Origin of the sequence: Fulvivirga ligni (assembly GCF_021389935.1) — a bacterium.
Taxonomy (GTDB): Bacteria; Bacteroidota; Bacteroidia; order Cytophagales; family Cyclobacteriaceae; genus Fulvivirga; species Fulvivirga ligni.
In genome coordinates this window covers 2,738,179-2,750,979 of the sequence record NZ_CP089979.1, presented here as the reverse complement: position 1 = coordinate 2,750,979, position 12,801 = coordinate 2,738,179, and the positions used below count along the sequence as shown (strand labels likewise).

Sequence of the window (12,801 nt, the reverse complement as noted above, 5' to 3'; positions counted from 1 at the left end):
ATAAACATCATGAATATGAAAAACACAGTAGCAGAATATATATTACAGAAACTTAAAGAGGTAGGTGTAAAACGCATTTGGGCGGTAACTGGAGATGCACTAAATGCATTCTCAGATGCTGTACAAAAAGATGAAGATATAGATTGGATATCAGTAAGGCATGAAGAAAATGCCGCTTTTGCCTGCTATGGATCTGCTCAACTCACAGAAGATCTGGCCGTATGTGCCGGCACCGTAGGCCCTGGTGCTTTACACCTGATCAATGGTCTTTATAATGCAAAAAAGGCACGTGTACCCGTTTTAGCCATTACCGGACAAGTCCCCAGCGCCAATATCGGCACAGATTACTTTCAGGAAACGGACCTTAAGAAGATATTTGATGATATCTGTGGCTTTCAGGGCATTATCAGAAACGCTGATCAAACACCACGTCTGGTGACCAAAGCTTTACAAGTAGCCCTGTGGGACAAAACAGTGGTACGATTGGAAATTCCACATGACCTTACCACAGCAACCATAGATGCTACTTATTTTGACCATCCTATTATCCGATCTAAGTCCAAACTTATTTGCCCTGATGAAGATATTGTAAAAGCCGCTGAACTCCTTAGTGGAAAGAAAAAGGTCACCATATTAGCGGGCTGCGGAGCCAGAGACGCGAAAGAAGAAGTTCTCCAACTATCTAACAGTTTAAAGGCCCCCATTGTGCATACGCTGAAGGCCTCCGATGTTTTTGACAGCAACATTCCTAACGTAGTAGGTCTTACCGGGCTAATAGGAAACCACCCAGGCTACAGCGCCGTGCTTAACTGCGAGGTACTTTTAATGATCGGCACTGACTTCCCTTACAGCAACTTCTTACCACATGATAAAGAAATTATTCAAATAGACATCAGGCCAGAAAATTTAGGTAACAGAACATCTATATCTCATGGCATTGTAGGTGATGCTGCCGACACGGTGCACAGAATCAATAGTAAAACAAAGATTAACGACGATACCAGCTTTATGGAAAGCCATCAAAAGTCTCACAAAAAATGGCTGGAAAAAATGGATAAAGAAAGTAGCCTCGAGAATGATAAAACCCCTCTTCTACCCAGCCTTTTCGCTCATGAACTCAACAAACAAGCATCTACTGACGCCGTTTTCTCTATGGACACCGGAGAATCCGTGGTGTGGGGCGTCAGATATATGACTTTTGATAATGATCGCCGAATTATTGGAAGCTTCAACCATGGCTCCATGGCAGTAGGTTTACCATCATGCCTTGGTGCACAGGCTGCTTACCCAGGCAGAGAAGTATGGGGCTTAGTAGGCGATGGCGCCTTCGGCATGTCTATGCATGATCTTGTAACGGCTGTTAGATATAACTATCCCATTAAAATGATAGTGTTTAATAATAGTGAGCTGGGATTCGTAAAGATGGAAATGGAAGAAGCAGGTTTTGCCAGGGCTGACGAAGCACTAAAACTTCAAAATCCAGATTTTGTAGCTTACGCCAAAGCTTGTGGCGCTGATGGCATGAGAGTAGAAAAAGCCGAAGATATTCCTGTGGCGATTGCAAAGGCCAAAAACTCTGACAAACCATTTGTTATTGATGCCATAGTAACCTCAGGTGCGCTTACCTTACCACCAAAAATCACATTAGAAGAGGCTTATGGCTTTACTAAATCCAAAGCTAAAGAAGCCATCTTAGCACTGGAAGGTGATGAAAGTCAATGGAAGAACATTAAAAGTGAGATTAAGGCCTATTTTGCTAAGAAGTAGAATTGTCAGCTTTTGAAGTGCTGCTTATTTCAGCGCTTCAAAAGCATATTTTCCATCTGACCAAAATTCGTCAAGGGCAATAATTCTTGGTTTGAGAAATGAAATAAGCTCAGGCCAGGTGTCTTTATTGAAGATATTCACACCTTCTATTTCTATATAAATCCGGCTAATTTGAAGGCCATTTTCATCATAGAAGCTATTTTCCCAGATCCATTCTTCATTCATAGATGCCTCGAGCATAAGCTTCAACTCTAGAAACTGCTCATAAAACAGCTCCCTGATGTCATCGTCTTTATGCCCTAGTTCTATTCCAATGTATGCCTTTTTCTTATCGGCCTTCATTCTGAAATAGACTTCTTTTATGCCTGTTTTATAGTTCACCCAGTTGATCTTCATACCCTCAGCAGAAAGATGTGGCGCTATATATTGACCAAAAGTAGTCCAGAACTCCTCCTTTAATTTCGATACCTGCTCCTTAGAATACATGCCTCAAAATTGGAGAAAAAACTTTAAAACCTGATTATGAAATTTTTATCTGAAGGCTTATTTGCTTTCGCCTTCAGAATCTATGTAAGCCTTGATAGTAACACGCTGAGCAGAAGCTGTAGGGTCATTACTAAAAATTGTTACTGATTTCTGCTGATTTCCTCTTCTTCCTTTAGAGTCAAAGGTCACTTTAATCTCAGTGCTTTCTCCTGGCTTCAAAGTCTCTTTCTTAACAGAAGCGCCAGTACAGGAGCAGTTAGGCTTGGCCTGTCTTATTTTTAATTCACTCTGGCCAGTATTACTTATGGTGAAAGTAGTTGAAGCTTCCTGATCTACTTTTAGTTTACCGAAATCATAAACAGGAGATTCTATTTTAAGCTTCGGAGCCTTAGCTAATTCTTCCTGAGACATAGGAGGAAAATATTCAAGCACTGTAGCATACACAGAAATAGATTTCTCAGGCTCTAGAGCTTCGTCAGTGTAGAACTTAACATTATCACTACTAAAGCCCAATTCTTTATTCAGCTGAGCAGCATAGATCACTTTTACTACTCCTTTTTCCTTTGGCTTCAATGTTTGAGGTTCAAAAGCCAATTTAATATAATCAGGACCTACAACCTTATCGCTAAATGTAATAGCCTTGTCAGAAGAATTGAATACGTCAAACTCTTTGGTAGTTGGTTCTTCAGAAGTTAAAACCTTTCCCATGTTGAAAGATCTGTACTTCACACTAATACCACCCATCTCAGCTGTGAGCTCATCTTCTAATGATTTAGGAGTAGGAACCACATTTCCTCTAATGTAAAGTCTCACTGGAGTTTCAGAACCTTCCAGGCTTACTGTTAAACTCTTATTAAATGAACCGGGGCGATTTTTAGGATTGTATTGAGCTTGAATATATCCTGTCTCTCCTGGCTTCACCTCTTCTTTAGTCCAGTCTGGTGTAGTACATCCACATGACGCTTTCACAGAAGCAATCTTTAAGGGCTCTATACCTTTATTGATAAAGCTAAACTGGTGAATGATGGGTCCATCTTCTTCTTTTACAGTGCCAAAATCAAATGTTTTTTCACTAAATGTCATTTCCTCAGCCTGCTGTGCAGAAGCCAGATAGAACGATAGCCAACAAATTATAGAAAGTATTAAAGTTCTTGATCTCATAATCAGGTATTGGTTTTTTGTAAAATTAACAAAAATGCTATTGCAATACGAGCAAAACATCATGCTTTAACATGTGAATAACATTTAAACCACCAGCGTAACCATTCATTGTTGACTGATGGGATTTAAATCTAAAACTTTACAATTCGGCATTTTTAAAAGGTTTTGCGTTTATTTGCCAAAAATTAATATTTAATAGTGCCATGTCTAGAATTTTAACTGGTATTCAGAGCAGTGGAAGGCCGCACTTAGGAAACATCCTGGGAGCCATAAAACCGGCCATAGAACTCTCTAAAATAGAAAATAATGAATCGTTGTTCTTTATAGCGGACTTTCATTCGCTTACCACTATTAAAGATGCAGCGCAAAGAATAGAAAATGTAAATGCCACTGCTGCCGCCTGGCTTGCTTTCGGCTTTGATACTGATAAAAATATATTTTACAGACAATCACGCATACCTGAAGTATGTGAACTTACCTGGTATTTAAACTGCAATACGCCCTACCCTATGCTTGCTAATGCCCATTCTTTTAAAGAAAAGGCCAGCAAGTTGGCAGATGTAAATGCAGGGCTTTTCACCTACCCAGTGCTTATGGCTGCAGATATTCTTTTATATGATGCAGAGCAGGTGCCAGTAGGTAAAGACCAAAAACAGCACCTGGAAATGACCAGAGATATTGCCAGCTCTTTTAACAATCAGTATGGCGAAACTTTTGTACTACCAGAAGCTAAGATTGATGAGTCTGTAATGACAATTCCTGGTACGGACGGCCAAAAAATGAGTAAGTCCTATGGAAACACCATAGATATCTTCCTGGCAGACAAGGAATTGAAGAAAAGTGTAATGAATATAGTTACAGACAGCACCCCTTTGGAAGAGCCCAAAGATCCTGATACCTGTAATGTATTCGCCATTTATAAGCTCATAGCCTCTACTGAGCAGACTGAAGCGTTAAGAGCTAAATATTTAGGTGGCAACTATGGCTATGGTCACGCTAAGAAAGAGCTTCTTCAACTGATCATAGAAGCTTTTGAAGAGCCTAGAAGGATATTTAACCATTACATGGAGAACCCTGCCGAGCTGGACGCCAAGCTAAAGCAAGGAGAAGAAAAAGCACGCGCAATAGCACACAAAGTATTGCAAAGAGTGCGAGAAAAATTAGGCTACTAATAAAAGAGAGGCTTTCTCAAAAGTAATTTTAATTCATCTGAATTCTACTTTTGAGAAAGCCTCTCTCTTTATTCATTCATTTATTTTGCAGTCCAAACCACCTCACTATTCTGAGGATCGATTTGAAGAACTATTCTTGTAGGCTTTGGTAGTAAAACTAATTTAGTTTCGTTACCCGCGTAGTCATCAACTTCTACATATACACCTTGCTTAAAATCCACCTCGTAGCTATCATCTTTCTTCTGCACTTCCTGAGGTAAATAAGCGATAGGCAATAGCACATCGCTATCCGGACAAAACTCATCATGCACTTCATGGAATGCATCTTCCAGATAATCACCATATTTCTCAAGGAAGCCATCCTCCATATCATGAAGTTCCTCTTCCAGGTCATCGTACTTTTCGTTATTATAATCTAAGCTACTAAGCGTTATCTTCTTTTCTAATAGCGCAATAAGGTCGTTATCTAACTTACTAATATCCATTGCATATGTTTTAAAAGCTCTGCAAAACTCAATAGTCTAATTTTAACTTCCAAAAATATTATTTGAAATCTGAACTGTAGCAGAAATAATTTTTAAAAAGAGCCACTTCCTGTAAATTTACCTACGAGACCAATGAATAAACGATTTAAACTATGGAACAAGATTTTTTGCCTATTAATGGAACCGATTATATTGAATTCTATGTAGGAAACGCTAAACAGTCTGCCCTATACTACCAAAATGCTTTTGGCTTTAAACTAGTAGCCTATGCAGGTCCCGAAACAGGAGTTAGAGATCGTGCAAGCTATGTTTTACAGCAAGATAAAATCAAATTTGTACTTACTTCTTCTCTACAGGCTGATTCTGTAATATCAGACCATGTGAAAAAACATGGCGATGGGGTGAAGGTTTTAGCCCTATGGGTGGATGATGCCGCCGCTTCATTCAAAGCAACCACCGAAAGAGGTGCTGTAGCTGTAGCTGAACCTAAAACTTACTCCGATGATAATGGAGAAGTGGTGATGGCCTCCATCCAAACTTATGGAGAAACAATTCATACTTTCGTGGAAAGAAAAAATTACAATGGCCCCTTCCTACCTGGCTTTAAGGCTAAAGAAAGTATTATTGACGTAAAACCTATCGGCTTAAAATATGTAGACCACTGCGTAGGTAACGTAGGCTGGGGAGAAATGAATAAGTGGGTTAAGTTCTATGAGGATGTGATGGGCTTTAAATTACTTATCACCTTTGATGACAAGGATATTTCCACAGAGTACAGTGCCCTAATGTCTAAAGTGGTGTCTAACGGCAATGGATACATCAAATTTCCTATTAACGAGCCTGCGGAAGGAAAGAAAAAATCTCAGATAGAAGAATATATTGATTTCTACAATGGTGCTGGTGTTCAACACATCGCTATCGCCACAGATGATATCATTCATACCGTATCAGAACTTAGAAAAAGAGGTGTGGAATTTCTGGTAGTGCCAGAGGTATATTATGAAGATCTTCTTGAGCGTGTGGGAGAAATAGAAGAAGATCTACAGCCTTTGAAAGACTTAAACATACTTGTTGATAGAGATGAAGAAGGTTATTTATTACAGATTTTCACAAAACCTGTACAAGATAGACCTACAGTATTTTATGAAATCATCCAGCGCAAGGGTGCTAAGTCTTTTGGAAAAGGTAACTTCAAAGCACTTTTTGAAGCCATAGAACGAGAGCAAGAGTTGCGCGGCAATTTATAAAACATTTATTTTGACCAGCGGTTTTTAAATAGCGAAACCATTAAGAGTGAGCCTCCAGCATAGGTGGCTCTCACTATCGAAACACAAAACTAACGATTATACATTCATGAGCGAAGTGAAAGAAAAAGCCCAAAAGTGGCTTGACAGCAACATAGACGCAGAGTCTAAGCAGCAAATACAAGCTTTATTAGAAGATGAAAGTGCACTAACAGAAGCCTTTTATCGTGACCTTGAGTTTGGCACAGGAGGTTTAAGAGGAATTATGGGTATGGGTTCTAACAGAATGAACAAATACACCATAGGCATGGCTACTCAAGGCTTAGCTAACTACTTACTTAAAACTTATCCTGGAGAAAAACTTAAAGCAGCTATCGCTCATGACAGTAGAAATAACAGCCGCTTTTTTGCAGAAACTACAGCTGCGGTTTTCTCTGCAAATGGCATAGAAGTGTTTCTTTTTGAGGAGCTTAGACCTACTCCTGAACTTTCGTTTGCCATCAGACACCTTAACTGCCATACGGGAGTAGTGCTTACAGCATCTCACAATCCCAAAGAATATAACGGGTACAAAGCATACTGGAATGATGGTGCACAGATGGTAGCCCCACATGACAAAAATGTAATTACCGAAGTAAATAACATCAGCTCTATCAACGATGTGAAATTTGATGCTAATGAGGATTTAATCCACAGCATTGGCACTGAGATAGATCAGCTTTATCTGGGTGAGATCAAAGAGCTTTCATTATCTCCTGAGATTGTACAAGAACAGAAGAATCTTAAAATAGTGTACTCTCCTATCCATGGTACTGGAGTAACGGTGGTTCCTGAGTGTTTGAAGCAGTTTGGTTTCGAGCACGTTCACGTGGTTCAAGAGCAATCAGAGCCAAATGGAAATTTCCCAACAGTAGTATATCCAAACCCTGAAGAAGCAGAGGCCCTTAAAATAGCACTAGAGAAAGCAAGAGAAATCGATGCAGACCTAGTAATGGCCACAGATCCTGATGCTGACCGTGTTGGAATAGCTGTGAAGAACTTACAGGGAGAATTTCAACTTTTAAATGGAAACCAGACAGGAAGTTTATTAATCTATTACATCCTAAAAAGATGGACTGAGCTGAATAGATACAAAGGTGGCGAGTACATTGTAAAAACAATTGTAACGACTGAGCTTATCAAAAAGATAGCTGAAAGGTTTAGCGTAGATTCTTATGATACACTTACTGGGTTTAAATATATAGCCTCAATCATCAGAGAGAATGAAGGCAAGAGAACTTTCATTGCTGGTGGGGAAGAAAGTTACGGATATCTCATAGGAGAAGCTGTGCGCGATAAAGATGCTGTAGCCAGCTGTGCCATGATCGCTGAGATGTGTGCTTATGCCAAATCAGAAGGCAAATCCGTTTTCGAACTTTTAATAGAAATCTATCAAGAGTGTGGTTTCTATAAAGAAAAGCTTATTTCGCTTACCAAGAAAGGGAAACAAGGTGCAGAAGAGATTCAGCAAATGATGAAGAATTTCAGAGATACCGCACCAGAATCATTTGGAGAATCTAAAGTGGTGAAGGTAATTGATTACCTAAACAGTGTAGAAAATGATCTTGTAGCGGTGAAGAAAACCACCATAGATTACGAAAAATCTAACGTACTTCAGTTCTTCACAGAAGATGGCTCAAAAAATCAGTGCCAGACCTTCTGGAACTGAGCCTAAAATCAAATTCTATATCAGCGTGAACAAGCCATTGGCTAATACTGCAGATTTTGCTAAAGTAGAATCTGAATTGAACGCTCAAATTGAAAGTATAGAAACTGATCTAATGAGTCTGTAATTGCTACAGATTATAGTTTAGATTAACTAATCTGCTTATATTTGCAGCCCAATGAGAAAAGTTGCTTTTTACACACTGGGCTGCAAATTAAATTTTTCAGAGACATCCTCTATTTCCAGGATGTTTGAGGAGAAAGGCTATAAAAAGGTGGAGTTTACAGAAACCCCAGACATTTTTATTATTAATACCTGCTCTGTTACTGAAAATGCTGACAAAAAGTGTAAAAAGATAGTGAGAGAAGCCCGCAAGATCTCTCCTAATGCTTATGTAACCATCATCGGTTGCTATGCACAACTTAAGCCCAAAGAAATTTCAGAGATCCCTGGTGTAGATGCCGTGCTTGGTGCTGCTGAGAAATTCAGACTCATAGAATTGCTTGACGATTTTGTAAGACCTGAGCAGCCAAAAGTATTAGCCTCTGAAATTGAAGAAGCCAACACCTATAACAACGCTTATTCTATCAATGACAGAACCAGGACTTTCTTAAAAGTTCAGGATGGCTGTGATTATGGATGCACATTCTGCACCATACCTCTGGCAAGAGGCAAAAGTAGAAGCGACACCATAGAGAATATCCTTGCATCAGCTCATGATATTGTTAATTCTGGCGTTAAAGAAATTGTACTTACGGGTGTGAACACAGGCGATTTCGGCATCAGAAATGGACAAAGAGAAGACAGATTTTTAGATCTTATCCAGGAACTTGATAAAGTTGAAGGACTGGAACGATTAAGAATATCATCTATTGAGCCCAACCTCTTGCATAATGAGATTATAGAGTTTGTAGCTCAATCAAACACTTTTGTTCCTCATTTTCATATTCCATTACAGTCAGGCTCAGATAAGATTCTGAAAATGATGCGCAGAAGGTATTTGAGCCCTCTTTATCAGGATAGAGTAAGCAAGATAAAGGAGCTAATGCCTCATTGCTGTATTGGTGTGGATGTTATCGTGGGCTTCCCGGGAGAAACTGAAGAAGATTTCCTGGAAACCTATCACTTCATAAATGATCTGGATATTTCATATTTACACGTATTTACCTACTCAGAAAGAGCCAACACCATGGCCGCTGAGATGGGTGAGGTAGTACCTATGAAAGAAAGAAACAGGCGTTCTAAAATGCTTAGGTCGTTATCTGAGAAAAAGAAGAGATTCTTCTATGAGCAAAATATTGGAAGAGTAGATACCGTTCTTTTCGAGGAAGACATTGAAGACGGCATGATGCATGGCTTTACAGACAATTATGTGCGTGTATCAGTAAAATATGATCCTGTTTTGGTGAATGAGACTAAGAAAGTGAAAATTACTTCTATCAATACAAAAGGTTATGCAGAAGTAGAAGAAGTAGAGCAAGAGATTTTAGCTCATTAAGCCTTAAATAATCTTACCGTCTTTTATCTCAAGTTTTCGATCTGCCATACCGGCAAGCTCCTCATTATGAGTTACTATCACGAATGTTTGTGATAGCTCATCTCTCAGTTTAAAGAAGAGATTATGTAGCTCCATAGCATTTTTAGAATCTAGATTACCACTAGGCTCATCTGCAAAAATAATCGCCGGATCGTTGATTAATGCTCTGGCCACAGCCACCCTTTGCTGTTCACCACCAGAGAGCTCAGAGGGCTTATGATCCTTCCTTGCAGATATACCTAAAATTCCAAATAGATGGTCGGCCTTTTTTGCCACTTCTCCTTTGCTTCTGTTACCGATATAACCAGGCAAACAAGCGTTCTCAAAAGCAGTAAACTCAGGCAGAAGATTATGAAACTGGAAGATAAAGCCAATGTTCTTATTTCTAAAAGCGGCCTTCTCTTTACTACTCAGATTATTAACGGTGCTCCCTCCTATCTCCAGCCTTCCAGCATCGGGTTTATCCAAAGTGCCCAAAATGTGAAGCAATGTGCTTTTACCAGCTCCAGAGGCACCTACAATAGACACTACCTCCTTCTTGGGTACATGCAAATCGATATCCTTAAGGACCATTAAATCTCCATATGTCTTCTTAATACCGGTGGCTCTGAGCATGTCTAATCTGTTTAATAAAGGCCCAAACTTAATGAATTTACAGAGATGTTGAGGATTAGAGATATTAAAATATCGATTACTTGAAATATAAAGGCAAATCGCCTACTTTCGTGCAAAAATTTGAGAGCATGAATATCCACGAATATCAAGCGAAAGAAATACTAAAAAATTACGGTGTTAGAGTGCAAAGAGGAATTGTTGTAGACAATCCTGCTAAGGCACAGGAAGCAGCAAAAGAACTTAATGCTGAAACCGGAACCGAATGGTTTGTAGTTAAAGCTCAAATACACGCAGGTGGTAGAGGTAAAGGAAAAGTTAACGAAACTGGTTCTAACGGAGTAGTTTTAGCTAAATCATTTGATGAAGTACCTGAAAAGGTAAAGAATATACTAGGCGGTACACTTGTTACTCACCAAACTGGTGAAGAAGGCAAGAAAGTAAACAAGGTACTTATTGCAGAAGATGTATACTATCCAGGAGAGTCTGATCCTAAAGAATACTACATCAGTATCCTTTTAGACAGAGCTAAGAGCTGTAATGTAATTATGGCCTCTACAGAAGGTGGTATGGACATTGAAGAAGTGGCTGAGAACACTCCTGAAAAGATCGTTAAAGAATGGATCGATCCTTCTGTTGGTCTTCAAGGATTCCAGGCTAGAAAAATCGCCTTTGCTTTAGGTTTAGAAGGTAATGCTTTCAAAGAGATGGTTAAATTCATCTACTCTCTTTACAGAGCTTATGAAGCTACTGATTCCTCTATGTTCGAGATCAACCCGGTGCTTAAAACTTCTGACAACAAAATCTTAGCTGTTGATGCAAAGGTTAACCTGGATGACAATGCTCTTTACAGACATAAAGATATTGCAGAATTAAGAGATATTACTGAAGAAGATCCTGCTGAAGTAGAAGCTGGAAAATCTGGCTTAAGCTACGTTAAATTAGATGGTAACGTAGGTTGTATGGTAAATGGAGCTGGACTTGCTATGGCTACTATGGATATCATCAAATTATCTGGTGGTGAGCCTGCTAACTTCCTTGACGTAGGTGGAGGTGCTAACGCTGAAACTGTAGAAGCTGGATTCAGAATCATACTTAAAGATCCTAACGTAAAAGCTATCCTTATCAACATTTTTGGTGGTATCGTAAGATGTGACCGTGTTGCTAACGGAGTAGTGGAAGCTTACAAGAAAATTGGAACTATCGATATTCCAATCATCGTAAGACTACAAGGTACTAACGCTGAAGAAGGAGCTAAGATCATTGAAGAATCTGGCTTAAAAGTAGCATCTGCTATTCTTCTGAAGGATGCCGCATCTAAAGTAAAAGAGGTTTTATCTTAAAAAGCATAAAATCAGCGTCCGTAGTTCAACTGGATAGAATACCAGATTTCGGCTCTGGGGGTTGAGGGTTCGAATCCTTCCGGACGCACGGAAAAGCTCTATAAAGGAATTTATAGAGCTTTTTTTATTCCTAAGGTGTGATAATTAACCAGAATTCATTTACATAAATCGCTAAATGCATTTTGTGGACTAACTATTTAAGTTTGATTCGAACAATTTCAACAAATAATGTTAATATTGTGTAGGAACCGGAAAGTTGTTTTTTTAAAGACATTATTTTAAAAAATAAACATTATCATTAAATTCAGGTTCATAAAGTATTATCAATCAATTTTTATGCGAATAGTATTACTGCTTTGTCTTTTTCTAGTTTCTGAAAGCCTCATGGCCCAAAGTTTTTATAGACTTAGAAACTCCAGGGATATTATCGCATCCTTTGGAACGGGTACCACTACCTATTTCGGTGATCTAAAAGATAATGGGGATTACATAGACCCTAAATTGAACCTTAACTTTGGTGTACAATACTTCTTTCATCCATACATTTCTGGTCGTGCTGAACTAAGCTACTTTAGAATTGGTGGAGATGATCAGGATTCTGACTTTCCAGGAAAAAACAGAAGAAACCTATCTTTTAGGTCTGATAATATTGAATTTAACGTGGTAGGGATTATTCATGCCTTCCCACAAGGAAATAGATTCTATCAAAGACCCACCATAAATCCTTATGCTTTTATAGGCATAGGAGGCCTTTATTTCAACCCTAAAGGAGAAATACCTTCAACAGATTGGAATGGAGATCCACTAGCTGATGCTGGCTCTTACACTGCACTACAGCCATTACAAACAGAAGGTGTATCATATAGTCGATTCGCCTTTGTAATTCCATTTGGTGGTGGTGTAAAATATAAGGTTAATCCTTTTGTAAACATTGGCATAGAAGGAGGCTACAGATTGACGTTTACTGATTATTTAGATGACGTGAGTACTGTGTATAAGGATAACAATTCTTTTGATTCTGAATTAGCTCGAGCAATGGCTGATAGAAGAAATGAGCTAGATCCAGCTCTTCCAGCACTAGAAGCGGATCATATAAGAGGTAACCCTAACGATAATGATGGCTATTTCATGCTGAGCTTTAAAGTGGAATACTATCTGCCAGCCCAGTTCTTTAACACTTATAAGATGAAGCGTGGTGGAAGATCTAGAAGACCTAAGAGAAGGTAACTAATTTCTATCAGTATCAATCTCCTTAATTGCATCATACTTAATTACTTGTAACAAGTAAT

The 12,801-nt window shown here is 38.9% G+C and carries 10 protein-coding genes, 1 tRNA gene and 1 pseudogene; 8 read left to right on the top strand and 4 right to left on the bottom strand.

What is annotated here, in order from left to right:
- Window positions 1-15: 15 nt before the first annotated feature.
- On the top strand, window positions 16-1,767 hold the full coding sequence (locus LVD16_RS11820; RefSeq protein ID WP_233774149.1) for a thiamine pyrophosphate-dependent enzyme: 1,752 nt from the start codon (window positions 16-18) through the stop codon (window positions 1,765-1,767).
- 24 nt (window positions 1,768-1,791) lie between these two features.
- Here LVD16_RS11820 and LVD16_RS11815 read toward each other — a convergent pair whose 3' ends face one another.
- Window positions 1,792-2,253: a DUF4268 domain-containing protein gene (locus LVD16_RS11815; RefSeq protein ID WP_233774148.1), complete on the bottom strand. Its 462-nt coding sequence runs from the start codon at window positions 2,251-2,253 to the stop codon at window positions 1,792-1,794.
- Window positions 2,254-2,310: 57 nt separating this feature from the next.
- Window positions 2,311-3,414 (bottom strand): DUF1573 domain-containing protein, encoded by a 1,104-nt coding sequence (locus LVD16_RS11810; protein WP_233774147.1) that lies wholly within the window; start codon window positions 3,412-3,414, stop codon window positions 2,311-2,313.
- 203 nt (window positions 3,415-3,617) lie between these two features.
- Between LVD16_RS11810 and trpS the strand changes: the two genes are divergently transcribed.
- The gene (gene trpS, locus LVD16_RS11805) at window positions 3,618-4,586 is read left to right on the top strand and encodes a tryptophan--tRNA ligase (RefSeq protein WP_233774146.1); all 969 of its coding nucleotides are present in this window, start codon (window positions 3,618-3,620) and stop codon (window positions 4,584-4,586) included.
- A gap of 80 nt (window positions 4,587-4,666) precedes the next feature.
- On the opposite strand, the gene LVD16_RS11800 is transcribed toward trpS, so the two are convergent.
- Complete coding sequence (locus tag LVD16_RS11800) at window positions 4,667-5,071, bottom strand: hypothetical protein (protein ID WP_233774145.1); 405 nt, start codon at window positions 5,069-5,071, stop codon at window positions 4,667-4,669.
- 152 nt (window positions 5,072-5,223) lie between these two features.
- Here LVD16_RS11800 and hppD point away from each other — a divergent pair, with 152 nt between their 5' ends.
- From hppD to mtaB, 3 genes and pseudogenes are all read left to right on the top strand, one after another.
- The gene (gene hppD / locus LVD16_RS11795; protein WP_233774144.1) at window positions 5,224-6,318 is read left to right on the top strand and encodes a 4-hydroxyphenylpyruvate dioxygenase; all 1,095 of its coding nucleotides are present in this window, start codon (window positions 5,224-5,226) and stop codon (window positions 6,316-6,318) included.
- Between the two features lie 106 nt (window positions 6,319-6,424).
- Window positions 6,425-8,147, top strand: a pseudogene (locus tag LVD16_RS11790) (phospho-sugar mutase).
- 51 nt (window positions 8,148-8,198) lie between these two features.
- The gene (gene mtaB / locus LVD16_RS11785) at window positions 8,199-9,518 is read left to right on the top strand and encodes a tRNA (N(6)-L-threonylcarbamoyladenosine(37)-C(2))-methylthiotransferase MtaB (protein WP_233774143.1); all 1,320 of its coding nucleotides are present in this window, start codon (window positions 8,199-8,201) and stop codon (window positions 9,516-9,518) included.
- A gap of 3 nt (window positions 9,519-9,521) precedes the next feature.
- Here mtaB and LVD16_RS11780 read toward each other — a convergent pair whose 3' ends face one another.
- The gene (locus LVD16_RS11780; RefSeq protein ID WP_233774142.1) at window positions 9,522-10,172 is read right to left on the bottom strand and encodes an ABC transporter ATP-binding protein; all 651 of its coding nucleotides are present in this window, start codon (window positions 10,170-10,172) and stop codon (window positions 9,522-9,524) included.
- Between the two features lie 128 nt (window positions 10,173-10,300).
- On the opposite strand from LVD16_RS11780, the gene sucC reads away from it, so the two are divergent.
- From sucC to LVD16_RS11765, 3 genes are all read left to right on the top strand, one after another.
- Window positions 10,301-11,512, top strand: a complete 1,212-nt coding sequence (sucC, locus tag LVD16_RS11775) for an ADP-forming succinate--CoA ligase subunit beta (RefSeq protein WP_233774141.1) — start codon at window positions 10,301-10,303, stop codon at window positions 11,510-11,512.
- Between the two features lie 14 nt (window positions 11,513-11,526).
- Window positions 11,527-11,600 (top strand) — tRNA-Arg (locus tag LVD16_RS11770).
- A 248-nt stretch (window positions 11,601-11,848) separates the two neighbouring features.
- The gene (locus tag LVD16_RS11765; RefSeq protein ID WP_233774140.1) at window positions 11,849-12,739 is read left to right on the top strand and encodes a DUF6089 family protein; all 891 of its coding nucleotides are present in this window, start codon (window positions 11,849-11,851) and stop codon (window positions 12,737-12,739) included.
- The last annotated feature ends 62 nt before the right edge of the window (window positions 12,740-12,801 follow it).

Bases quoted from the DNA above. Each gene is read 5' to 3' on its own strand.
- hppD (WP_233774144.1), top strand. From the start codon at position 5,224: ATGGAACAAGATTTTTTGCCTATTAATGGAACCGATTATATTGAATTC.
- LVD16_RS11800 (WP_233774145.1), bottom strand. From the start codon at position 5,071: ATGGATATTAGTAAGTTAGATAACGACCTTATTGCGCTATTAGAAAAG.
- mtaB (WP_233774143.1), top strand. From the start codon at position 8,199: ATGAGAAAAGTTGCTTTTTACACACTGGGCTGCAAATTAAATTTTTCA.
- sucC (WP_233774141.1), top strand. From the start codon at position 10,301: ATGAATATCCACGAATATCAAGCGAAAGAAATACTAAAAAATTACGGT.
- trpS (WP_233774146.1), top strand. From the start codon at position 3,618: ATGTCTAGAATTTTAACTGGTATTCAGAGCAGTGGAAGGCCGCACTTA.
- LVD16_RS11815 (WP_233774148.1), bottom strand. From the start codon at position 2,253: ATGTATTCTAAGGAGCAGGTATCGAAATTAAAGGAGGAGTTCTGGACT.
- LVD16_RS11765 (WP_233774140.1), top strand. From the start codon at position 11,849: ATGCGAATAGTATTACTGCTTTGTCTTTTTCTAGTTTCTGAAAGCCTC.
- LVD16_RS11810 (WP_233774147.1), bottom strand. From the start codon at position 3,414: ATGAGATCAAGAACTTTAATACTTTCTATAATTTGTTGGCTATCGTTC.
- LVD16_RS11820 (WP_233774149.1), top strand. From the start codon at position 16: ATGAAAAACACAGTAGCAGAATATATATTACAGAAACTTAAAGAGGTA.
- LVD16_RS11780 (WP_233774142.1), bottom strand. From the start codon at position 10,172: ATGCTCAGAGCCACCGGTATTAAGAAGACATATGGAGATTTAATGGTC.